Source organism: Alkalicoccus luteus (assembly GCF_012034335.1).
Lineage (GTDB): Bacteria > Bacillota > Bacilli > Bacillales > Salisediminibacteriaceae > Alkalicoccus > Alkalicoccus luteus_A.
In genome coordinates, this window is the sequence record NZ_JAATHJ010000006.1 from 133273 (window position 1) to 155030 (window position 21758).

Sequence of the window (21758 nt, forward strand, 5' to 3'; positions counted from 1 at the left end):
ACTATTCCAAACACGGCAGCCAACGGTGCGGTGTAATCGCTGTGGGCATAAGACACCAATCACCTTAAAGACACGGGCGTATGGGCGAGGGAAGAAGGAGCACTACTTCACATGCCATACGTGCCGTACCAAGTACACATCATACTGCACGGATGAGCAGGTGCGGGCATGGCAGAAGAAAGCTAGAACAGAAACGGATTCAGATCAATTGCTTCTCCTTCAAACAAAGATGAAAGAGCGAATGGATAAGCTCAAAGAGGAGCTACCACAGTAGATGGGTAAGAGGATAGGGGATAGCATATACCATACTACGGGGTGGAGGAGACTACGGGCATACGTATACGGGAGGGAGCATGGCATCTGCCAGCGATGCGGTGATCCGGGTGATGTTGTGCATCATAAGATTGCGATAACTGCAGCGAACGTGAACGATCCGAACGTTACGATGAATGCTCAGCTCCTTGAGTTGCTGTGTCATCAGTGTCACAACAGAGAACACAAAGCCGGCGAGGATCCGGTGAGGGAAGATTGTGCGTTCGATGAGTTCGGTCAGCTGGTCAAGCGAGAAAAAAATTAAAAGTGTTGCGACTCCCCCCTAATTAGAGGGGCTATGGAGAAAAAAATTAAGCGACGCATGACTCGCGCGTAACGCACAGGTCACTCTACATAAGGGGGGTTCAGGCGAAAAATGGCAAAAATAGCAGCTAGTAAGCAAGATTTGATGATAAAAGAAGAGATTTCCAAGCTTCAGGAGATATTAAGCGAGATTTCCGAAGAGAAACAGAAAGCAGCGGCGAAATTGATTGAACGAGTCGCGTTTATGACGGTCACGCTTCAAATACTGGAGGACGACATCAAACGAAAAGGTCCGACCTATAAATTTAAACAGGGCGCTCAAGAAATGATTGTGGAAAATCCATCACAGAAAAGCTATAACACGATGATTAACCGATACACGGCTGCATATGATAAGTTGTTCAGCCTGCTCCCGAAAGAAGCACCTAAAGACGACGGGGATGGATTTGAAGCGTTCGTGAATGGTCGATGAAGAAATATCCGCTTGCTTATAATCCGATTCTTGATTACTGGCAGCAGATCGAAGCGAAAAACGTTGTGGTCAGTAAAAAAGTATATCGGGTTTATAAGAAACTGATAGCTGACATGAACGATGAAACGTGTGAATGGGAGTACGATGCAAAACGTGCCAATCATGCGCTGGAGTTCATCGAAGGCTATTGCCAACATTCAAAAGGAAAAATGGGTGGCGAACCCTTTAAGCTGGAGCTGTGGCAGAAAGCCATGACTGCAGCTATTTTTGGTTTCGTTCACAAAATTGACGGCACACGAAAATACCGAGAATTTATTTTGATTGTCGCCCGTAAGAACGGTAAGTCAGCCTGGGGCTCCGCCGTTGCATTGTATATGCTGCTTGCTGACGGTGAGCCAGGTCCGGAAGTCGTCAGTGCGGCCACGAAGAAAGACCAGGCTAAAATTGTGTGGCTGGAATCTAAACGGATGGTTAAAAAATCGCCGGTACTACGAAAGCGCGTCCGGTCCTTGGTGGCGGAACTGTTATCTGACTTTAATGATGGAAGCTTCCGACCGCTCTCCAGCGATAGTAATACATTGGACGGGTTGAACCTTCACTGTAGCCTAATTGATGAGCTGCACGCGATTGAAGATAAGAACCTGTACGATGTCATTGTGGATGGTATGTCTGCCCGTGAACAGCCTCTCTCTATCATTACGACAACAGCCGGTACCGTCCGTGAGGGTATCTTTGATCTAAAGTATGACGAGGCTGAATCTATTATTAACGGATATGACGATCCAGCAGTCCATAAAGATGAAGCTGTATTACCTATAATTTATGAGCTGGACAGCCGTAAAGAATGGACAGATGAAAGGTGCTGGCAGAAAGCGAATCCGGGGCTTGGCACAATTAAAAATACAGATGAGCTGGCACGTAAAGTGCGAAAAGCTCAGGCGAATCCTTTGTTGGTAAAAAATTTACTGACAAAGGATTTTAATATTCGTGAGACTTCTTCTGAATCTTGGCTAACGTTTGAACAGCTGGATAATCAAGACACATTTGATATCGAAGAAATAAAGCCAAGGTACGCCATCGGCGGTGCCGACCTATCACAGACCACAGACTTAACATCTGCGAATATCACGTTTATGACAGATGAAAATTCCCCGATCTACGTCATGCATATGTACTGGTTGCCAGAAGACTTGCTCGAAAAGCGGGTCAAGGAGGACAAGGTACCTTATGACGTGTGGAAGGATCTTGGCTTTTTACGAACGACGCCAGGAAACAAAGTACATTATAAATTTGTCACTCAATGGTTTGAGGAAATGCTGCATGAATATGATGTCTACATTCCTTGGATCGGCTATGACAGCTGGTCCGCTCAATACTGGGTAGAAGAAATGCAAAGCATATTTGGTAAAGATGCCATGATCCCTGTGATTCAGGGTAAAAAGACGCTCTCTGCTCCAATGCACCGAATGGGCGCCGATCTGGAAAAGAAGCATATTAATTACGGCAATAACCAGATCACGAAATGGTGTCTTTCAAATACATCGGTTGAAATAGATAAAAACAATAATATTCAACCTGTGAAAGGTAAATCTCAGAAGAAACGTATCGACGGCACGGCATCCATGCTGAACAGTTATGTGGTACTGCAGGATCGCTGGAGCGACTACGTAAATATGATATAGGGGGTGATGAAAATCGGACTGTTTAGCTGGATGTTTGGAAACAAGGTAGATCAAGAACCCGGATCCGTGAGCAGCTTCCGCATGATTACCGATGGTGGGGGCGGCTTCTATAAATGGGATGGGAAACTGTATCAGAGTGACATTATTCGTGCCTGCATCCGTCCGAAAGCAAAAGCGGTAGGAAAGCTGATCGCCAAACACATACGGAGTAATGAAAATGAGTTTAAGACCAATCCGGATGTCGGTTTGCGATTCTTGCTTGAAGAACCTAATCCGCTTATGAGCGGGCAGCTGATGCAAGAGAAAGTCACGACACAGCTGGAACTCAACAATAATGCATTTATCCTTATCAAGCGAGACGCGCAGTATTATGCGACTGAATTATATCCGATCCCGGCAGTACAAGTAGATATGCTGGAAGGTGTGGAGGACATTTACCTGCGCTTCCACTTCCACAATGGCATGAAAATGACGGTGCCGTATTCAGATGTGATTCACCTGCGACAAGATTACAATGAGCATCAACTGTTTGGAGATAGCCCGGACGCTGCCTTACGTGATCTGATGGAAGTCGTCAGCACGATTGATCAGGGGCTCATTCAAGCAATTAAGCAGAGTGCTGTGATTCGATGGATTATGAAATTCACATCGAAGCTCCGGCCGGAAGATATTCAGTCTCAGATTGATAAGTTCACACAGAACTATTTGGATATCGAAAAAACAGGTGGAGCGGTGCCTGCCGATCCGTCCTATGATCTTCAGCAGGTGAAACCTGAAAACTACGTGCCGACAGATAAAAACCATAATACGAATAAGCGAATCATGGACTTCTTTGGCACAAACGAAAAGATTATCTCCAGTGATTATAACGAGGATGAGTGGAACGCTTATTATGAATCGGTGGTTCAGCCGGTAGCCATGCAGCTTTCGGATGAATTTACTCGGAAGCTTTTTACACGTCGAGAACGCGGACACGGGAACAAAATCATCTTTGAATCATTCGCGCTGCAGTATGCATCGATGCGTACAAAGATGGGACTGCTACAGATGGTAGACCGCGGAGCGCTCACACCGAATGAATGGCGTAAAATTCTCAATCTCGGACCTGTGGAAGACGGAGACAAACCAATACGTCGCTTAGATACCGCAGAAGTGGCCGGCAGTGATCACATATCAGGAAAGGATGGTGCTACGGATGACGGACAAGATCAAGAAACCGACGATGAAGGATAGGGAAGTTCGGAAGTTTGCTCACTTTGACATTCGCTCTGCCGATGCAGGCGAGGGCGAGCAAGACGAACTTTATGTAGAGGGTTACGCTGCTACGTTCGATGAACCGACCGTTTTATTTGAATTTGACGGCGTGGAGTACAAAGAGCAGCTTGATGACAAAGCGTTTGCAGAAGCAGACATGAGCGATGTCATTTTTAATTACAATCATGCAGGCAAAGTCATGGCCCGTACCAGGAATCAGACGCTGCAGCTGTCAGTCGATGATAAAGGGCTGCATGTAAGAGCACGATTGGACGGTACGGAAGAAGGGCGAAAGCTTTATGAAGAAATCAACGGTGGTTATATTGACCGTATGAGCTTTGCCTTTACAGTTTCCGAATCAAGCTATGATCGTGAAAATCATACGCGCACGATTCGGAAAGTCAAGAAACTCTATGATGTGTCCGCGGTGGATATTCCCGCGTATGATACTACTTCACTTTCTGCGAGAAGCTTTTTCGAGGCGGAGGCTGAGAAAGAGAAAAAGGCGCTGGCAAGGGCCAAGAAGCGGGACGAAGTGAAGCGCAATATCTTGAAAGCTATAGCAAAATCCAATTAATTAATCAAAAGGGGCGAATAGGTAATGAAAAAACAAATGTTTCTACCACTGAGCATTCAGCATTTTAACGGGGATGGTGCGGATCGCATCACTGAAATCGAAAAGCGTATGGGTGAACTCTCCAAGGAAGTCGATAAAGAAGATGCAGATCTTGAATCCTTGGAAAAAGAGCTGCGCGAACTGAAAGATGAAAAAGCAGAAATTGAAAAGCGTCAACGCATCCAGGCAGAGCTGAAAGGCATGCAGGAAGATAAGAAGCAGCGAAAGTCAGTCGAAACATTTAACCTGACAGCTGATGATTTGGCTGCCGGGCAGGACGAGCTAGATAAAGAAATGGAAGAACGAGGCGCCGCGCTAATGGAAAAGCGTGCAGTCACCGTTTCTTCCGGAGATCTTGTTACTCCGAAGCATGATAAAGCCACAATCAATGACACATTCAACCAGGTATCGACGCTGCTGGATCGTGTGCAGTCTACTCCACTTAATGGCGGTGAATCTTACGCGGTGCCTTATGAAATTCAGCATGGCGAAGGTAACTATACTGCTGAGGGCGAGCCGTACGTTGATGTGGACGTTGACTTTGGTTACGCCATGATCAACAAGACGAAAATCACAGCATATTCTGAGATCACAGAAGAAGTAGAAAAACTTCCACGTGCGGATTATGCTTCTCGTGTCGTTGCAGGGAATACAAAAGCTGTTCGCAAGAAAATTACTCGTGAGATTCTGTCTGGTAGCGGCGGAACAGGAGAATTTGTCGGTATCTTCTCTTCTCAGGCAACAGCGATTAACCCAGCTACTGACATTGAAGTATCTGAGATCGATCGAGATACACTCGATGAAATCATTTACTCTTACGGTGGCGATGAGGACGTAGAAGATGAGCACGTACTGATTCTGTCCAAAGACGATCTTCGTAAATTCGCACAGGTCGAAGATGGAAACAACCGCAAATACTACGATGTTGTGAATAACGGTAACACTGGAACGATCAATGGTGTCCGTTACGTTATCAACAGTGCAGCTGGCTCTTCAGCAGTAGCGGAAGACGGCGATTACCTGATGGCATACGGTCCGCTTTCTAACTATGAAATGGGTATCTTCTCTCCTCTGGAAGTAAAGCGCTCCGACGACTACAAGTTTAAGCAGGGTATGATTGCTCACCGCGGTTCTGTCTTTGCAGGCGGTAACGTTGTCGCATTCAACGGCTTCCTCCGTGTGAAGAAAGGTGCAGCAGAAGCTCCAGAAGCATAAGCTGACCAATAAAATAACGAAAGGGTGAATCCCATGAAAGCACCTGTGAAAAAATCATTCCGTGATAAGCATGATAAAAATAAAAAGCTCTATCGTTCTGCTGGTCCTGATCGGCCAGCGGACGTTTTTGAGGGTGATGAAAAGCGTGTGAAGGAGCTGCAGAAGAAAGGCTACCTTGGAACTGAAGGAACCGAGGAGTCTGGTCAACCTGCAGAGCTCACGCACGTAGGCGGCGGGTATTACGAGCTGCCTGATGGCACGAAAGTAAAAGGGAAACAGGAGGCAGAAACGCGGCTGCGTGATCTGTCATGAAAGATAAGGTAAAGCTGGCGTTGCGACTGAGCGCAGCTGCATATGATGACGAAGTGGAAGATCTGATTGCTTCGTGCAAAGAAGATTTGTTCCAGTCAGGTGTAGCCCGAGATAAGGCGGACGATGAAGACGATCCGCTTATTCGTCGGGCTATTATTGTATATGCAAAAGCGAATTTTGGAATGGACAGCCCGGATGCGGTCCGGTTCCATCAGTCGTATGAAAGCTTGAAACACCATTTAAGCATGGCGGAGGATTATGGCAGTCCCCTGGAGTGATGTGATCGGACTGTTCTCATCGAATCCGGGCTTGGATGAGGACGGGTTTCCAATCACAGCGCCTGCCGATCCAGTCGAAGTTTTTACAAACCGGCTCAGTATTCACTCCAATGAGTATTACATGGCTAAGCAGCAGGGCATTGAACTGGAGTATCGCTTTGAAATCCGTGTGATCGAATTTAACGGGGAGGACATGGCGACCTACAAAGGGCAGGATTATGAGATTGAACGCACCTATGAAAAAGGTGAGTTTATCGAGCTTGTGTTAAGAAAGCGCGGTGATCAGCATGGATCTTGATTTTCAAGGTATCGATGAGCTGATAGCGGAAATTGACAATATCGAAGGTCTGACAAACAGAACAAAAGATAATGCATTAAAAAACGGAGCCGAGCTGCTTGCAGAGCGCTGGAATCGTGAAGTATATTCTCACGGTCTGGCGAGACGAACTGGTAATTCACAAGGAGCGATAGCTTTTAAAAAAGAGAAAGGCGATTACATCGTAGGTGCTACGAGTATCGCCTTTTATTTGTATATGCACGAATTTGGATACTGGAGCGTTCAGGCAGGTCGGTTTATCGCTCCGACTCCTACAGGTAGCCGTGTGTACGAAAGCAATAAAAACGCGATACTGGACACCTATGTAGACACATTCCGGAGGGAGCTGAGGATGCTATGAACGTGAACCGCGTCATTATGGAAACCTTGGCTCCTCTCGGGGTGCCAGTAGCACAGGCTCGCTATAACCAGAACGCTTCAACTTATATCGCATTTGTCGAATATCATCAGGCGCCCTGGCTGAATGCAGATGATGATGAACTGTGGACGAAACATTACTTTCAGATTGATGTTTTTTCAGACGGAAATTATTTGCAGCTGGTACGAGACGTAAAGAAACGATTAAAGGCAGTCGGTTTTACAAGAATGTTTGAGTCAGAAACCTATGACGATGACATGAAGAAATACCGGAAACTGCTGCGAATGCATTACATCAGTAAATACGAGGAGGAATAAAGCATGGCACTTAAAGGATTGAAGAATTTACACTATGCGCCTATTACATCAGAGTCAGAATCAGAAACGGTATACGGTGAGGTTAAACCGCTTGGCCCAGCAATGGCTTTAAATATTCAGCCATCTATAAACCGGGCAAACCTGCGAGCGGATGACAAGGTGCTTTTTTCAGATCATGTAAAGGGCCCATCAACCGTGACGCTTAACACGGCTTACCTGGATAAAGCTGTGGAAGCCGATATTCTCGGCAAGAAAACGCACGAAAACGGTTTGATCTCTGACAATGTGGATGATAATCCTCCATACATTGCGATCGGCGGCCAAGCAGAATCAGCTCGGGGCGGCTATGAGTTTTTCTGGCTCTATCGTGTGAAGCTGGCACCTGCTGAGCAGAACATGAATACGAAGCAGGAAACGCCAGAATACTCCAGTCCGAACCTGGAGGGTGAAGCAATTGCTCGAATCCATGACGGGGAAGAAAAAGTGAAGGTCTGGGACGGCGACTCGGACATTGATGCTTCCGTGTTTGAAAACTGGTTCAATGAAGTAATCGATAAAGACTATGTGGCGGAGGCTTAATCTATGAAAATTGAACTGACATTGAACGGTGAGAAGAAATTTTTCACCGTTCCTTTTGTTCCCATGATAACTCGCCGTAAATACCTTGAATTTCAGGCCAAGCAAAATAATCAGCCTGAAGACAAACTCACTCCACAGGATCATATTGACGAGATGGATGAAATGTATTCGCTGCTGCCTAACGTTGTATTTAAAGGGCAATTCACTTTAGATGACCTCTATGAGGGAGCCAGTAAAACGTACATTGAGGACAAGTTGATTGAAGCGGTGTATGGCATTAAACCAAAATCCGAACTGGATGAAAACGAAGAGGGAAACGCGCCGGGGGAGTGACAAAGGAAGCCTTTGTTGCTTCCCTTATAAAAGCGTATGAACAGATAAAAAAAGATTATTATGCTCTTATGTTTCCGGAAGGTGCAGCCCGAGGGTGGACGATGTCTGAAATTGATCAGATGGACGTCCACTTTTTTGATGAGCTGCTAAAAGACCGGTCCGAATCACCGCAAGAGACAGAGCAATACTTAAGCGAAGTTTGGTAAAAAGGCAGGTGAGAATATGAGCTCAAGAGATATCGGTAATCTGAGAACCAGATTGTCCTTTGAGGATCAGGGCGCTGAACAATCGCTTACGAGATTACGAACGGACCTGAGAGGGTTACGATCCGAAATGAATGCATCTCGTTCAGGCGGTCGGGAATACAGCAACAGCCTGCGAGGATTACGGGAACAATCAGATATTTTAACAAGAAGGTTTCAAACGCAACAGCGTGTGGTCACAGAGTTACGCCGCAGGTATGACGAAGCGAGACGTACCAAAGGACAGAATGCCACGGAAACGCAACGGCTACAGCAACAATACAATAACGCTGTGGGAGCCATGCGCCGGACAGAGCATCAGCTGAGAAGCATTACTCGTGAGATACAGCGTCAGACGAATCCAATGAGACAACTCGGTGAATCGATGGAGAGCGCCGGTCGTCGTATGGAATCCGTAGGACGCAGCATGACAAGCGTTGGTCGTCGAATGACAATGAGGGTTACGCTACCGATTGTTGGACTTGGTGCCGCTGCTTTAAGAGCAGGAATGGATTTTGAGCAAGGCATGAGTAAAGTGGAGGCGTTGACAGGTGCCACAGAATCACAGATGGCACAGCTGGAAGAACAGGCCAGAGAGCTAGGGGCTACCACTCGATTCAGCGCCACAGAAGCGGCAGACGCGATGTCTTTTCTCGGTATGGCCGGTTGGGAAACGCAGGAGATTATGGCAGGTATGCCTGGACTACTTGATTTAGCTGCCGCAGGTGCGCTTGATCTTGGCCGGGCAGCTGATATCACCAGTAACATTATGAGCGGTTTCAAGATCGAAGCTGAGGAATCTGGAAGGGTATCAGATGTATTGGCCGAAGCCGCAAGTAATGCGAATACCGACGTAAATCAGCTCGGTGAAGCGATGTCGTATCTTGCTCCTAATGCCAACACGTTAGGCATGAGCTTAGAAGAATCCACAGCCGCAGTTATGGCGTTTTCTGACGCCGGTATTCAAGGATCCAGAGCAGGGCGAGTATTCGGTACCAGCTTAACGCGCTTAGCGAATCCGACAGCCGACATGGAAACGGTTATGGCTCAACTAAATCTGAGCTTTTTTGATGCTGAAGGGCGAATGAAGCCGCTGCCTGACCTGGTTGCGGAACTCGAAAACGGCATGGAAGGACTCGATGACCAGACAAGAGCTGCTGCTTTATCCACGTTATTTGGTGCCCAAGCACAGGGACACTGGGCAATATTGCTTCAAGAAGGTTCTGAGGCATTACAGGATAACACGACTCAGTTGGAAGAAAGTGAAGGTGCCGCTTCCGATATGGCTGCCACGATGCAGGATAATGCGGCGGGGGCTGTCACAGAATTTAAATCAGCTGCAGAAGGTGCGGCTATTGAATTATCCCAGCATTTACTTCCACGATTTACAGAGCTAGTAGAAATGGCGACCGATCTTGTACGCGGATTTGGAGAACTAAGCGATGAGCAGCAGGAACAAATCATTAAATGGGCGGCTATTGCTGCAGCCGTTGGCCCTGCTACGGTAGTGCTTGGTAGCTTTATCACGGCAACAGGCACAATCCTGAGGCTATTTGGTACGCTTCTCACCGTCATGACAGGTGCCGGCGGTGTAGCAGCTGCATTTGGTGCTCTGGTAAGTCCTGTCGGTTTAGCTGTAGGCGCTGTGGCAGCAGTAGCAGGCGGCATATACCTTTATAACCGCCGTGCCAAAGATGCCCGTACAGTCAATACAGAGCTTGCAGAATCGATGATCGACTCTGCAGATACGCTCGAAGAAATTACGGTCCGATACGATGAGCTTGCCAGAGCATCCGGACTCACATCAGAAGAGTTTGGCCGGCTGCTTGATCTGGAAGACGAGCTGAAAAGTCAGCAGGATCCGGACCGGGTCCGAGATTTACAGCAGGAGTATGATGAGCTTGCGAAAAAGTCCGGCCTGACCAACGATGAAATTGCTGAAATGGTTGGCTTAAATAACGATATTATTGAGCAGTCTCCATATGTAGAGCAGTCCTTCACAGATCGCGGTAATGCTGTTGTGGAAGCAACAGACGCAAACTATGAATATATCGACTCTCTCCGGGAAATCGCCCTGGAAGAGCTGCAGGCAGAGCGCATCATTGCGATGGAAAATGAAGCAGAGCTCCGGCGCGAGAATAGAGAGATTACAGAAGAGATCGCGGCCATTGAAGAAAAACGAAACACGCTCATGGAATATAACGCTATGAGTGAGAGTGAAATACTCAGCTTGCTGGATGAGAATCAGAAAAAGCAGCAGGATATCAACCTGTCATATGAAGAACGTGAAGCACTCCAGAAAGAGGAGGGCTATTTAAACACGGTTCTAAACGGACAGGTTGCTGAAGTGCTCGAGGGGTTACGGAATCAGCGCGAAGAACTGAATGAAAAGCTGAGCCTGAACGAAGAAGAACTCGGTCAGCTGCAAGCAATCGATGATGCTATTGCCGGTGTACTCTTAAAGCAAATTGATGTGAACATGGAAGGCCGTGAAGGTGTCTCGATTGCAGATGACAATCTCGGTCGCATGTACTCGCAGCTGGAAGAACTGGACAAGCAAATAGCAAAAGAAGGCGACAAGTCCGGGGAGCTAAACGCTCAACGTGACACGCTAAATGAGCAGATCGGACAACACGAGGCAATCCTCCGGCAGATCGATGAAGAAACAAACCTGAGCTCGAACCTATTAAGCACACAGGAACAATCCGAACGGCAGCTGGAAAACAACCGAAGCGCACTGGATGCCATAGAGCACACGCTTGGTGATGTGCAAGGCGCGCAGGGCCGTGTGAATGAAACGATAGGTGATGGTATTACCGGCGCTGAAACAATGAACGACAGGCTCGGGCAGAATATTGATAAAGACGTAAACGTTTCTGATAACGGCGACATTGCTGATATTGATCGAAGAGCTTCCAGAACCGTTAATAAAACTGTTCGGATCAGAGAGACTGGCGGCGGACGGGCACAAGGAGCGGCAGGTCAGAACAGGCCCTCTTACCGTGAAGGTACTGACTATCACGAAGGTGGGCGGTTTGTCGCTGGTGAGCAAGGTTGGGAGCTTGGCCGGTTAGGGAATCAACTTGAAGTCTTAACACACGGATTTTACTCACGGCCTGCCGGCTATCAAGTATTTACACACGGGGAATCGAAGCAAATCATGAACTCACTGAATAGAACACCTGCTTATGCTTCAGGAGCACGTCCTCCAGGAGAAGCGCAGCGGATGATAAGCCAGATGAACGGCGAAGCAAGCGGTGCGGGACGACAGGAAATCATACTTCACAGTGTTATCAATTTAGATAGTAAAGAGCTTGGCAAGTTAATCGCTCGACCAGTCACGGAAGAACAAAATCGACTTAAAAAATGGGATCGGAAAGTGAGGGGGTAACGTGAAGCGAAACATGATGTGGAAAGATGGCGTGGATCTGTCCTCTTACTTTGCTATTGAAAGCATTCATCGTCCGATTCTCCCTCCCATAGAAGTCGGGACAGTCGATGTGCCTGGAAGAGACGGAACCATACTCTCACGTACACGGTTTGAAGCTTGGCCGCTTGTGACAGATATTGCTCGATTCAGACGTGATCCAAACGAATTTAGAAATACCATTCGTGAAGTAGCTCCCCTTTTACATAAAAGAGGGGAAATTTCTTTTTATGATGAGCCGGATATTACGTACAAAGTGCAGCTCATGGGAACGACGGAATTTACGCCGGCAGAAAACCGTAAAGCGTCCGGATCTTTGAATTGGCTGGTCTACGATCCGTTTGCATTTGGAAAGAAAGAAAAGCGTGTATTGCTGCAGGAGGGGATCACGATTTTAATTATGCCTTTCATGGCGTCATCTGTTACAGCTTCTTCTGCCGGCAGGCTTTTAACAGGGGGAACAAGGGAAACAGCTCCTGTGATAACAGCGGTATTCAATGAATCGACAGACGATTTTAGAGTAACGCTCAATAGCAATAAATATGTACGCGTCCTGTGGGATTTCAACGCTGGTGACAGGCTGATAATTGACTGCGAGAAAGAAGAGATCCGGATAAACGGCACCAGGCGAATGAACGCTCTAACGTTAGAAAGCCGCTTCTTTAATCTGGAACCTGGAGAGAATAGATTGATTGCCTCACCAAATCAAGCAGCTGATGTTGAAATAGAATATCAGCAACGATATTACTAGGAGGTGCACGATGGGATATCAAGATAGAAGTATTTTAACAGACGCAAACGGCCTGCCGATCCCACAGATGTGGGACGAAGAAAGTGATCAATTTATACCTTATCCGAAGGTTTCTGACGTAAAGCTAACTGGGAGAAATGTTATAAAAAGAAGGATAATTGATCAACAGGAAATTAGAAATACTTCATCGTTTGCTTCAGATAAAATTGACACTTCTGACTTTCAATCATTTTCAATTTATGCCCGCAGTACATTGGATCAAGATGTTAAGCTAATACCAATTAAAGAAAATGAAGGTACGGGCAGAACGGCGTTGAACGTTTGGGATGGAGAAATGTTTAAGCTTTACGGCTGGTCATCCAATGACATCCATGCAAAGATACCGGGGAATACACTTATATACCATTTAGATAACGTTTTCCCTGAAATTATAGCGATGCCTAATTTTAGTATTCAGGCTCGCTGTGATACAGCGCCAACATCTGGATTTATCGTAGTTTGGATTGAAGGTGTTCCGGCATGAGAGGTGCTAACAGAGTATTGGCTAACGCTATAAAACGCTTAGCTGACGCAGAACAACCATCCAATCACAGAAAATATTATAGGGTTACGTCAGCTTACGAATTTATTATTTACTTGGAAATAGCAGATGGCGTTTTTTCTGGTTTTCGTTTTCAAAAGGACGCAAACGATGATTTTATCAAAATGAGGGAGCAAAGCGTTTTTAATTATGGTTCGGGCACTATGCAAAAGAGGTTTGACCTCACGGAAAATACAAGTAATAAAGAGTTTGCTATATCGGTTAGGGAAGTAGGGGGGACTGATACAGTATGGTTACCCGAACATAATAATACAGGCACTGTTTTTGAAAGCAGTGAAGGTGTAAGGAGTTTAATCATAGACGGTCAAGACGTATCCTTAACGAGTACAACTAACCTTTTAATGTTTGACAACGGGCATTTATACCAACATCTTTTTGGCTATTATCCGGGTATAAACGAACCGCTTACGGAGATCAAACAAACACTTATTTTTCAACACGATCAAGTTAAACAACGTTTTGGTATGCGCCTATTGAAAGACACTCATATTGGAAGCGTATATGCTTTTATGTTGCCGATGCGTTCGGATTTCCTTTCCCATGTGGCAACTAATAAAAGAGAGATTGTAGAGGCTGACACTGAAAATCTAGGAACTGACTCTCAATTAGATGATTTAACGGCATTTGAATACTATGCAGTATCTAAAGATACAAACAAGCGCGATTTTTATTTAACAGCAAAAATTGAAAATGCCTCATCTGAATTATTGCAGCTGTTTTTACAACATCGAGATAATCCGTCTGCTCTGCAAAAATTTTATCCTTATTTCCATAGGCAGGAGGACTTCAATTCTGGAGTGCGATTTTTCTATGATGGTTATTATAAAGTAGGATACACGAAAAATGCCGATAAGGTTTTTTCTTGAACTAACTGCGACCCAGTTAGTAGTGAAGAATATAAATGGAAAAAGATATATTTAGTGGTTTAGATAATGAAGTATCGAACTAATAAAGAAGACCATATATGCTATACTTCATCATATATGGTAGAGTCAGGTGAAGTGTTATTATGCGAAAAAAGGGGGGTATTAATTGGAAGAAATAACATGGACAAGTATGGTAAGTTTCTTTTTAATTGACTTCCTCCCTTGGTTAATAGCATTGAGTGGTCTCCATATATGGGCATATTCAAAATCTCCAAAATATTATTTCTTCGTTTTAAAGAAATTGTCTGCTCGGAAAGATACAAAGTGGATTGTCACTACTACGATGTTTATTGATAAAGAAGATGATTTTTTTGAAATTTTTGAATCAAACATAGGAAATATCGGGAAGATCCAAAGGAATTTCAATTTGGCAAATAAAAAACAGTATGAATTTGGAAACTTTAGCTGTATAATATTGTATGATATTGAAAATACTAATAATGATATTGTAGAAGTTAATATTAACTTTAATCAAATGAATGTCACTTTAAAAAACGCAAGAGAGAGATTAAAAGAGTTACGTATTCTATTTAATGAACTAGAAAAGTCTCTTCAGATAAAACGGAAGATTTATAATGTTGATATTGAATTTACTTCGATGAAAAACCCTTTTTATGGATTAATGATTCAAAGAGTAGGTGAAGAACATTTAACTTTTTTTCAATGTCAATTTCCTATATCGCAATTTCTTAAAAAACAAGATGTAGATTCTAGTGATGATGAATCACAAATTACTGTTTTCAGGGAAAAAATAAGTGTCAATAATAACAATATTGATAAAATAGAAAGTGCTGTGTCTGATGCACTTTTGCTGAGGTGAAATAATTGATTAGTATAAACGTATACAATAAATACAATAATGAGGAAACTAAAGAATTTGAAACTATTAATTTTAATGAAACAAAATTCGTGAATAATTTTGAGGAAACCTTGAATACCTATATTATAAAAAATGAGTTATCTCCCACGGGTTTTCGTAATTTTAGGATTATCTCAGACGAAGTTTATTCTCAAACAGTTAGAGTAAGGGGACAAATAGTTCATGAAGTAGTAAAGCAAGAATTATTTATTGCTTACTCAAAGGAATTAGCTAATGAAGGAAATTTTGTGCAAGGATCATTAATAACACTTTGCAGGAAAGACGACTCTTTTAAAGTTAAAAACACATTCGAAGCAAGATTTAACGTTGAATACGAGCAGTATAAATTTGATGTTTTAAGAATTATCGAGGCTTCAGCCGATGTCAGAAATGCCAACTTTGATGTTAACATTGAAACAGTGAATGGAGTTTCTATGAGAGGAACAAGAGTTCACAATACTCAGTATTATGAACAAATGTTGCGTAACGGTGACTTAAAAGCTGTAATGGTAAATTATGATATGCCAGAGAAAACTGTTACTTTTAGAGTATCAGTGGAAGGGAATTTACTTTTATATTCAAGCTTAAGCGATTATGAAATATTAGAATTAGTAGAAATATTGATTAATTTACAAGAGTAAGAAGTATTAGTTTTTTTAGCATCCTTTCTAGGGTGCTTTTTTCTATGTCTCGAGAGGCAGGTGAGATAATGCGAATCATCGTGTTAAATGACAGCGAAGAAGTCGTTGATTATTTGGAAGATGCAAAGCCGATATTTGACGATAGTTGGAGAGAAGTTATCAACGGTGAGAATACATTCACGTTCTCCTTAAAAGCGGAGCACGGTAAAGAAATATTGGAAGGCTATTTCATTACGTTCATCGATGATGAAGGGCACAGGCAGCTATTTGAAATAGAAGAAATAGAAGGCCGTCATGATGAATCGAACATAACCAACTTTTCATGCAAGCATGCTTTTTATGAGCTGCAGGATGAATTTGCTCCAGACATGCGACCGCGCAGAATGTCTGCCGGCTTTTTCTTGAATCATATATTACAGGATAGTCGCTTTGAACCTGGCACGGTCCACAGTTTAGGCTCTGAAACCATGCACACCATTGATCAATCAGCTCAACAGGCCTTGCATGAAAATCTAATTGATGTGCTGGGTGGTGAAAGACGCGCCAGGATCGCTATGACCGGTCAGCAGATAACCGGACGGTACATTGATCTCCTGCAAAGACGTGGCTCCGATACGGGCAAGCGGATCCGGTTTGGAAAAGATGCCAGGGGCATTACGCGAACCATTGATATGGATAATGTAAAGACGCTCCTGAGAGGGAGAGGACGCGGTGAAGAAACGGAAGATGGGTTTGGACGACGCTTAACCTTTGCCGGCATCGAATGGTCCACAGGATCACGAATTAAAGCATCATTTGAGCAAAGCAATATTTCGATGAGCACAGGAGAGGACTTCGAGACGAATCACGTAAACGAAAACTTCGGAATCCGCAGCCCTTACTTCCTTCCACATCAGAATGAGACTCTTACGTTCCACTTTGATGATAGCGAATATCGTGTGGGCGTCTGGTTTTATGATGAAGAGAAAGAGTTTAGAGAATTTGCAGGATATCGAACATCGTCACCAGCTGCTGTTCAAACTGGTCAGTCTGGCTATTATCGATTCAGCCTTACAAAGCAACAGGACGGCGGTGTAATCCGACCAGGTGACGAAGACGATGCCGGGTTTGAGATTCAACGATCTGTCACACGTAATCCAATCAATAAGCCGCTCGGTCAGGACTATGTGGAAGATAATGACGCCCTGCAGCAGTTTGGGAGGAAGAACAGCAACGGCAGCAGGCGACATCGAAAAGGCACCTTTGAAATGAGTGACGCCGATGATCCGACCGACTTGCTGCAGGGTACACTGGACGCTTTGGAAAATGCGGTGAAGCCTAACGTCACCTATGTTGTTGACTATATTGACACGTATGAGCTCGAAAGTGACCAGGAGGACAATCCGTATCAGCACGAGCGCCTGCTGCTTGGTGACACCGTGATTATCCACGATGATGAATTTGTACCGCCTCTATTGTTAGAAGCGCGCTTGACGGAGCGGGATAAATCGTTCACGAATCCAGAAAACAGCCGCGGTGTTTTGAGTAACTTCATTGATCTGCACGAAGATGACAGGCGGCTGCGACGCATTGAATCCACACTCAATTCTAAAGAAGGCGTGTGGGATGACAAGATTCCTAAATTTGTGGAGAACACTCAATGGCTTGAAGGAAAGATAAACGCTCTACAAAATCAATTGATTGCGAGTGGTGCTTATCAACAGGCTGAAGTTATCCCTAATCAAGGTTTTATGCTGGAGAATACCGACGCACAATCTGAGGACTTCGGAGCACTTTACTTGGGACCAGGTATTTTCGCCCTGGCAAGTGAACAGCATTCAAACGGTGAGTGGAACTGGCGGACGTTCGGCACCGGTAAAGGATTTACGGCTGACGAGATTAATGCGGGCCGGATCCGAACCGCCTTAGTCGAAATATACGGTTCGACTAACTTCTACTGGGACGGCGACGATCTGTGGGCGATTGATCCGAGTGACAGCGAACGATATGCACGCTTAAGAGCTGGTGAGCTGTATATCAAAAAAGGCGCTATCACGATTGAGCGGCCAGATGGATTTAAAGTAGTTGATGACGGAATGCTAACATATGATGTTTCTGTTCAAAGTGCAGACCCGCCGCTTACTGGACCAGGAGTGCAGTTTAATGATAGTGGATATTGGTATACGACTGAAACGGACCGCTCTCAAACCTGTCAATATTACTCTTTTGAGCATAAGGCGCGTTATCTTAACTTCAGATGCTTTCTCTATGTTGATAGCGGCACAACGGCTCATGTAACAATTGAAACAGGCGTGCATTCCAATAACGATGTAGAAGTTTTAGCTTCTGCAACGAGCACCAATACAGATGCAAGTACACCCTCTAATCCAGATAATGACCCGCGTGTTAGAGAGCTGACTGTTGATTTAGGCGTTCCCGACGGTGAGCAAAAGAGCGTATATCTTCGTATAAGGTCAAGTAATGGGGGGAGAGCTCACGTCAGAACAACTCGGAGGTGGCTAAACGGATGATGCTACGGATTCAAATATATTGCGATGTGGACGAGAATGGGGACATCACCGAGTCTGTATCTGGTCAACGTATTGTTCCAGATCGGCAGTACGACTATTTCTTTATGGTTGAAGATCAAGAAATACCAAATCATATAGAAGATTATAAAGTAGAGGACAGGCAGCTTGTTAAAAAATAAAGGTCGTCAGCCGAAGGGGGTCAAGCATGGAGCAGAAGCTCAAGACTGTGGAGGATAAGATAAAAAAGATTGAGGGGGAGCTCAACCAGTTAAAAGAGGAGGTGCAGGTGCGAGATTCAGAAGCGCACCGGCGTATGGATGAGCTCAAGTTTAGTATTGATTCATTAAAAGGTGATACAAAAGACATTAAAAACGGTATGAGCACGATTTTAAAAAAGCAGGAAAGCTTTACGGATTTTCTAAAAGAAATCGTCAGCAGAACATTCCGATGGTTTTTCCTTACGATTGCTGTATTCGCAGCTATTATAGGCGTCCTCGTAAACGCTGATCTATCGCATCTATTTTAAAGAGGTGAAATGTTAATGGATAAGATGACAATTGCACGCACGGCCGCCCTGGCGCTAGCACTGATCAATCAGCTGCTGGCGTCTTTTGGTTATTCGCCACTTCCCTTTGAAGAGCAGCAAGTAGAAATAGCAGTATCTTCTACATTATCAGCTGCAGCTGCTGTATGGGCCTGGTGGAAAAATAACAGTATCAGTAAAGAAGCGCAGGAAGCGGATGATATTTTGAAGAAAAAGAAGGAGGCTAAACGTAATGCCATTAAAGGATAAATACGTAGTAGAGAAACGGCATATCACAAACCGCTCCAATCGAAGCCGGCGCTCCATGAGTGCTGACTATGCGGCAGGACACGAGACGGCAAACAATAACGCCAATGCAGACGCTCACGTGCGATACTTTCAGAACAATAATGTGCAGGCTTCATACCATCAACTATGTGATTCTGTTCGTATTGTGGAAATTATTCCATTAAATGAGCAGGCTATGCACATTCGTCGTGACATGGATCGGCAAACGTTAGGACTCGGCAGGGCAAACGATCGAGCAGTCGGTATTTCAATCTGCCGCACAGGTAGCTTTGCTGAAGCATATGACCGGTTCGTGTGGGCAACAGCGAAAGCTTGCGTTGATCGAGGGTGGGATCCGCGAAAAGAAATTACAGCTCACAGCTTTGAAGATCCATCGCGCCGTTCTGATCCTCAGTCCTGGCTCACACCGAACGGCGTATCGTGGAGTCAGTTTATTAACGACGTGGCTCGGTACGTAAGAGACTGGGAGAAAGACACGGATGAGCCGACAAAGGCAGAAGAGAAGCGGCCTTCTGTATCTACTGGACGCGAGAACATGCTTCAGAACGGTGACAGAGGTGACGCTGTGGAGGAATTACAGAAGCGCCTGGAAGCTGCAGGCTTCCCACTCCCACGATGGGGCGCAGATGGATCGTTCGGAGATGAAACAGAGAAAGCCCTTCGAGACTTTCAGACAGCTGCAGGGATTCAGGTAGATGGCATCTTTGGGCCTCAGTCTAATGATGCCCTTAACGAATGGCGACAAGGAACCCGCAGCCTGAAGCGCGGCGATCGTGGAAACAGCGTTCGTGATCTGCAGCGGCTGCTGAATCAAGTCGGATTTAATTTGTCCGATGACGGGATCTTTGGGCCGAAGACAGAAGACGCTGTGAAAGAGTTCCAGTCCACTTACGGCATCAGCTCCCCGTCAGGTAACTTCTTCGGGGTGGCTGGACCTGCGACAATGGCAGAGCTGAAAGAGGTAGCGAAAGGCGTACCGTTCAGCGGTCGTTCACTGAAGCTACAGAGCCCGATGATGCGTGGGGAAGATGTAAAGCGTGTGCAGCTAAGGCTTCAAATCTCAGCAGATGGTATTTTTGGGCCGCAGACGGACCGGGCTGTAAAGTCTTATCAACGGGAGCACGGTCTGTCCTCACCGCAGGGTAACTTCTACGGTGTAGTCGGGCCTGCTACTTGGGATCACATGTTTTAGGGCGTAAAAATGCAGGGGATTCGCTCCCCTGCATTACATATGTGGATGATGATATTCTTGTTCTGCCTTTTTTCTTGCTTTCACCGCATCATCTAAGCGATTAAAATATCCCAGGCTAATCTGTCTACCTTGATAACCGATAGATGCGCGCCATTTGTTTCTACTGGCTAACCAGGATACTCCTTTGTGACCACTTGTGTTTCTCTTACTTGTTTTAGCTGATAATGCTGACTTTCGGGTACCGTTGACTTGGTCTGTGGTGATATGCTGTTGCAGACCCTGATCCCGTTTTCGCACTCGTTGACATCCACAGCTTTTATAATGGCCGTGAATCAAGCTGTACCCATGCACGAGCAATGTCGTTCCGCAGGAGCATAGACACACCCATTTTCGCTGATTGTTTATATCGGGAGAGGCAAGTTCGACAACTGTTAAGCTGCCGAACACTTTCCCTGTCAAATCGATCCGCTGCATGATTTAGTATTCGAGACGATAATCGTTAGGATCCACGTCATCAAAACCTTGTTCCCGGATAAACTCTTCTTCATCAAAGTCAATCAGGTTCAGGGCCTCTTCAACCGTCATGCTTCTGTTTGTCACAATTTCCCCAATTAAAATATCATCATAATAAATCTTTGCCATGTTTCCCATCTCCTTTTGATAGTAGTTGTATAGCGATTCGATATTCTTATATGTCGCGTTCTCCAGCTTTGCTTCTCCGGTGCGCAATCTTCTTACCGTGTTTTCCGGTACACCAGATTCTTTTGCCATCCGATAGCTGCTGATCTCACTCTTAAATAATTTCTCCACTTCTCTCAACATTCCTGCCACTCCTTTATATTAAACCGCTAGGTGGTAGCGCTTTTCTGCGCCTTTCTTCTCCATAAACTTTACAACCGCATCTTGCGTACCTCTTGTGATAACTGGCGTGATTCTCATTTCATTTCCTTTGTGATTCAATACATATTCATTTTCATTCTTAGCAACTAACTTAGCGCCGCGGGCGATAGCGTCCTGAACAAATTTTTCGTAAGCTGCGAAACCTTTTTTGATCACTTCTTTTTCTTGGTCGGAAACTTCGTTTTTTCGTTTTTCGATATCCCACGAAATGACAAGAGACTGAGCAAAGTATTCTTTGACGCTTCCTCCGAATTGTGCCTGACCGTCCTTTGCGATTCTCCAAGCTCTTGTCATTACGTTTTTCATTGTGATCATCTCCTTAGTAGTTTTTACAACCGTTATCGGTTGGCTTATTTATAATATACCACCGTTATCGGTGTATGTAAACCCCATATTTAACCCGAGTTCGACAGTTACTAGGTAAACGAAATGCCTGGGAACCCTACTAAGACAAGGGTTCTCAGGCATTTTTGAATACACCAGACGTGTTACTAGGAATTCGCCTGGAGATCGAGGATATTGGGAGGAGGCTTCAACCCTAGCGCCCC

Annotated in this window: 27 protein-coding genes; 24 read left to right on the forward strand and 3 right to left on the reverse strand. The window is 45.0% G+C overall.

Features of this window, described 5'->3' with window-relative positions; translation table 11 throughout:
• The first annotated feature begins 721 nt into the window (after positions 1 to 721).
• From HCN83_RS06275 to HCN83_RS06390, 24 genes are all read left to right on the forward strand, one after another.
• Positions 722 to 1048, forward strand: coding sequence for a hypothetical protein (locus HCN83_RS06275; protein WP_246238108.1), 327 nt, complete (start codon positions 722 to 724; stop codon positions 1046 to 1048).
• Positions 1045 to 2730: a terminase large subunit gene (locus HCN83_RS06280; protein ID WP_168005547.1), complete on the forward strand. Its 1686-nt coding sequence runs from the start codon at positions 1045 to 1047 to the stop codon at positions 2728 to 2730. The genes HCN83_RS06275 and HCN83_RS06280 overlap by 4 nt, the downstream gene beginning before the upstream one ends.
• 12 nt (positions 2731 to 2742) lie before the next feature.
• Entirely contained in the window at positions 2743 to 3963 is a 1221-nt protein-coding gene (locus HCN83_RS06285; RefSeq protein ID WP_168005593.1) for a phage portal protein, read from the forward strand.
• Positions 3926 to 4561 carry an HK97 family phage prohead protease gene (locus tag HCN83_RS06290; RefSeq protein ID WP_205774516.1) on the forward strand — a complete coding sequence of 212 codons (636 nt, stop codon included), beginning with the start codon at positions 3926 to 3928 and terminating at the stop codon, positions 4559 to 4561. Before HCN83_RS06285 ends, HCN83_RS06290 begins: the two co-directional genes overlap by 38 nt.
• A gap of 108 nt (positions 4562 to 4669) precedes the next feature.
• Positions 4670 to 5815 carry a phage major capsid protein gene (locus tag HCN83_RS06295; protein ID WP_168005597.1) on the forward strand — a complete coding sequence of 382 codons (1146 nt, stop codon included), beginning with the start codon at positions 4670 to 4672 and terminating at the stop codon, positions 5813 to 5815.
• Positions 5816 to 5848: 33 nt separating this feature from the next.
• Positions 5849 to 6127 (forward strand): hypothetical protein, encoded by a 279-nt coding sequence (locus tag HCN83_RS06300; RefSeq protein ID WP_246238117.1) that lies wholly within the window; start codon positions 5849 to 5851, stop codon positions 6125 to 6127.
• Positions 6124 to 6405, forward strand: a complete 282-nt coding sequence (locus HCN83_RS06305; RefSeq protein WP_168005548.1) for a head-tail connector protein — start codon at positions 6124 to 6126, stop codon at positions 6403 to 6405. The genes HCN83_RS06300 and HCN83_RS06305 overlap by 4 nt, the downstream gene beginning before the upstream one ends.
• Complete coding sequence (locus HCN83_RS06310) at positions 6386 to 6703, forward strand: hypothetical protein (protein WP_168005550.1); 318 nt, start codon at positions 6386 to 6388, stop codon at positions 6701 to 6703. Before HCN83_RS06305 ends, HCN83_RS06310 begins: the two co-directional genes overlap by 20 nt.
• Positions 6684 to 7082: a hypothetical protein gene (locus HCN83_RS06315; protein WP_168005552.1), complete on the forward strand. Its 399-nt coding sequence runs from the start codon at positions 6684 to 6686 to the stop codon at positions 7080 to 7082. The genes HCN83_RS06310 and HCN83_RS06315 overlap by 20 nt, the downstream gene beginning before the upstream one ends.
• Positions 7079 to 7417 carry a hypothetical protein gene (locus HCN83_RS06320; protein ID WP_168005554.1) on the forward strand — a complete coding sequence of 113 codons (339 nt, stop codon included), beginning with the start codon at positions 7079 to 7081 and terminating at the stop codon, positions 7415 to 7417. Before HCN83_RS06315 ends, HCN83_RS06320 begins: the two co-directional genes overlap by 4 nt.
• Positions 7418 to 7420: 3 nt before the next feature.
• On the forward strand, positions 7421 to 7996 hold the full coding sequence (locus HCN83_RS06325; RefSeq protein ID WP_168005556.1) for a major tail protein: 576 nt from the start codon (positions 7421 to 7423) through the stop codon (positions 7994 to 7996).
• 3 nt (positions 7997 to 7999) lie between these two features.
• Positions 8000 to 8329, forward strand: a complete 330-nt coding sequence (gene gpG, locus HCN83_RS06330) for a phage tail assembly chaperone G (protein ID WP_168005558.1) — start codon at positions 8000 to 8002, stop codon at positions 8327 to 8329.
• Positions 8330 to 8397: 68 nt separating this feature from the next.
• A complete protein-coding gene (locus HCN83_RS06335) occupies positions 8398 to 8535 on the forward strand; it encodes a hypothetical protein (RefSeq protein WP_168005560.1) in 138 nt (45 codons plus the stop codon).
• 400 nt (positions 8536 to 8935) lie between these two features.
• Complete coding sequence (locus tag HCN83_RS06340) at positions 8936 to 11962, forward strand: phage tail tape measure protein (protein WP_168005562.1); 3027 nt, start codon at positions 8936 to 8938, stop codon at positions 11960 to 11962.
• A gap of 13 nt (positions 11963 to 11975) precedes the next feature.
• Complete coding sequence (locus tag HCN83_RS06345) at positions 11976 to 12749, forward strand: distal tail protein Dit (RefSeq protein WP_168005564.1); 774 nt, start codon at positions 11976 to 11978, stop codon at positions 12747 to 12749.
• 10 nt (positions 12750 to 12759) lie between these two features.
• Positions 12760 to 13272, forward strand: a complete 513-nt coding sequence (locus HCN83_RS06350) for a hypothetical protein (RefSeq protein WP_168005566.1) — start codon at positions 12760 to 12762, stop codon at positions 13270 to 13272.
• Positions 13269 to 14216 carry a hypothetical protein gene (locus HCN83_RS06355; protein ID WP_168005568.1) on the forward strand — a complete coding sequence of 316 codons (948 nt, stop codon included), beginning with the start codon at positions 13269 to 13271 and terminating at the stop codon, positions 14214 to 14216. The genes HCN83_RS06350 and HCN83_RS06355 overlap by 4 nt, the downstream gene beginning before the upstream one ends.
• Before the next feature lie 166 nt (positions 14217 to 14382).
• A complete protein-coding gene (locus tag HCN83_RS06360) occupies positions 14383 to 15096 on the forward strand; it encodes a hypothetical protein (RefSeq protein ID WP_168005570.1) in 714 nt (237 codons plus the stop codon).
• An 89-nt stretch (positions 15097 to 15185) separates the two neighbouring features.
• On the forward strand, positions 15186 to 15776 hold the full coding sequence (locus HCN83_RS06365; RefSeq protein ID WP_343033660.1) for a hypothetical protein: 591 nt from the start codon (positions 15186 to 15188) through the stop codon (positions 15774 to 15776).
• A 113-nt stretch (positions 15777 to 15889) separates the two neighbouring features.
• Positions 15890 to 18286 carry a phage tail spike protein gene (locus tag HCN83_RS06370; RefSeq protein ID WP_168005574.1) on the forward strand — a complete coding sequence of 799 codons (2397 nt, stop codon included), beginning with the start codon at positions 15890 to 15892 and terminating at the stop codon, positions 18284 to 18286.
• Entirely contained in the window at positions 18283 to 18465 is a 183-nt protein-coding gene (locus HCN83_RS06375) for a hypothetical protein (RefSeq protein WP_168005576.1), read from the forward strand. Before HCN83_RS06370 ends, HCN83_RS06375 begins: the two co-directional genes overlap by 4 nt.
• A 26-nt stretch (positions 18466 to 18491) precedes the next feature.
• Entirely contained in the window at positions 18492 to 18812 is a 321-nt protein-coding gene (locus HCN83_RS06380) for a hypothetical protein (protein ID WP_168005578.1), read from the forward strand.
• Between the two features lie 15 nt (positions 18813 to 18827).
• On the forward strand, positions 18828 to 19079 hold the full coding sequence (locus HCN83_RS06385; protein ID WP_205774519.1) for a phage holin: 252 nt from the start codon (positions 18828 to 18830) through the stop codon (positions 19077 to 19079).
• Positions 19063 to 20310 (forward strand): peptidoglycan recognition protein family protein, encoded by a 1248-nt coding sequence (locus HCN83_RS06390; protein WP_168005582.1) that lies wholly within the window; start codon positions 19063 to 19065, stop codon positions 20308 to 20310. The genes HCN83_RS06385 and HCN83_RS06390 overlap by 17 nt, the downstream gene beginning before the upstream one ends.
• A gap of 33 nt (positions 20311 to 20343) precedes the next feature.
• Here the strand turns inward: HCN83_RS06390 and HCN83_RS18345 are convergent, their stop codons facing one another.
• From HCN83_RS18345 to HCN83_RS06405, 3 genes are all read right to left on the reverse strand, one after another.
• Complete coding sequence (locus tag HCN83_RS18345; protein WP_246238111.1) at positions 20344 to 20607, reverse strand: AP2 domain-containing protein; 264 nt, start codon at positions 20605 to 20607, stop codon at positions 20344 to 20346.
• A 180-nt stretch (positions 20608 to 20787) separates the two neighbouring features.
• On the reverse strand, positions 20788 to 21132 hold the full coding sequence (locus tag HCN83_RS18225) for a hypothetical protein (protein WP_205774520.1): 345 nt from the start codon (positions 21130 to 21132) through the stop codon (positions 20788 to 20790).
• An 18-nt stretch (positions 21133 to 21150) separates the two neighbouring features.
• On the reverse strand, positions 21151 to 21516 hold the full coding sequence (locus HCN83_RS06405; protein WP_168005586.1) for a hypothetical protein: 366 nt from the start codon (positions 21514 to 21516) through the stop codon (positions 21151 to 21153).
• Positions 21517 to 21758: the final 242 nt, after the last annotated feature.

Bases quoted from the DNA above. Each gene is read 5' to 3' on its own strand.
- HCN83_RS06310 (WP_168005550.1), top strand. From the start codon at position 6,386: ATGGCAGTCCCCTGGAGTGATGTGATCGGACTGTTCTCATCGAATCCG.
- HCN83_RS06375 (WP_168005576.1), top strand. From the start codon at position 18,283: ATGATGCTACGGATTCAAATATATTGCGATGTGGACGAGAATGGGGAC.
- gpG (WP_168005558.1), top strand. From the start codon at position 8,000: ATGAAAATTGAACTGACATTGAACGGTGAGAAGAAATTTTTCACCGTT.
- HCN83_RS06405 (WP_168005586.1), bottom strand. From the start codon at position 21,516: ATGAAAAACGTAATGACAAGAGCTTGGAGAATCGCAAAGGACGGTCAG.
- HCN83_RS06290 (WP_205774516.1), top strand. From the start codon at position 3,926: ATGACGGACAAGATCAAGAAACCGACGATGAAGGATAGGGAAGTTCGG.
- HCN83_RS06380 (WP_168005578.1), top strand. From the start codon at position 18,492: ATGGAGCAGAAGCTCAAGACTGTGGAGGATAAGATAAAAAAGATTGAG.
- HCN83_RS06385 (WP_205774519.1), top strand. From the start codon at position 18,828: ATGGATAAGATGACAATTGCACGCACGGCCGCCCTGGCGCTAGCACTG.
- HCN83_RS18225 (WP_205774520.1), bottom strand. From the start codon at position 21,132: ATGTTGAGAGAAGTGGAGAAATTATTTAAGAGTGAGATCAGCAGCTAT.
- HCN83_RS06350 (WP_168005566.1), top strand. From the start codon at position 12,760: ATGGGATATCAAGATAGAAGTATTTTAACAGACGCAAACGGCCTGCCG.
- HCN83_RS06305 (WP_168005548.1), top strand. From the start codon at position 6,124: ATGAAAGATAAGGTAAAGCTGGCGTTGCGACTGAGCGCAGCTGCATAT.
- HCN83_RS06320 (WP_168005554.1), top strand. From the start codon at position 7,079: ATGAACGTGAACCGCGTCATTATGGAAACCTTGGCTCCTCTCGGGGTG.
- HCN83_RS06340 (WP_168005562.1), top strand. From the start codon at position 8,936: ATGAGACAACTCGGTGAATCGATGGAGAGCGCCGGTCGTCGTATGGAA.
- HCN83_RS06355 (WP_168005568.1), top strand. From the start codon at position 13,269: ATGAGAGGTGCTAACAGAGTATTGGCTAACGCTATAAAACGCTTAGCT.
- HCN83_RS06280 (WP_168005547.1), top strand. From the start codon at position 1,045: ATGAAGAAATATCCGCTTGCTTATAATCCGATTCTTGATTACTGGCAG.
- HCN83_RS06295 (WP_168005597.1), top strand. From the start codon at position 4,670: ATGGGTGAACTCTCCAAGGAAGTCGATAAAGAAGATGCAGATCTTGAA.
- HCN83_RS06275 (WP_246238108.1), top strand. From the start codon at position 722: ATGATAAAAGAAGAGATTTCCAAGCTTCAGGAGATATTAAGCGAGATT.
- HCN83_RS06390 (WP_168005582.1), top strand. From the start codon at position 19,063: ATGCCATTAAAGGATAAATACGTAGTAGAGAAACGGCATATCACAAAC.
- HCN83_RS06345 (WP_168005564.1), top strand. From the start codon at position 11,976: ATGATGTGGAAAGATGGCGTGGATCTGTCCTCTTACTTTGCTATTGAA.
- HCN83_RS06335 (WP_168005560.1), top strand. From the start codon at position 8,398: ATGTTTCCGGAAGGTGCAGCCCGAGGGTGGACGATGTCTGAAATTGAT.
- HCN83_RS06300 (WP_246238117.1), top strand. From the start codon at position 5,849: ATGAAAGCACCTGTGAAAAAATCATTCCGTGATAAGCATGATAAAAAT.
- HCN83_RS06325 (WP_168005556.1), top strand. From the start codon at position 7,421: ATGGCACTTAAAGGATTGAAGAATTTACACTATGCGCCTATTACATCA.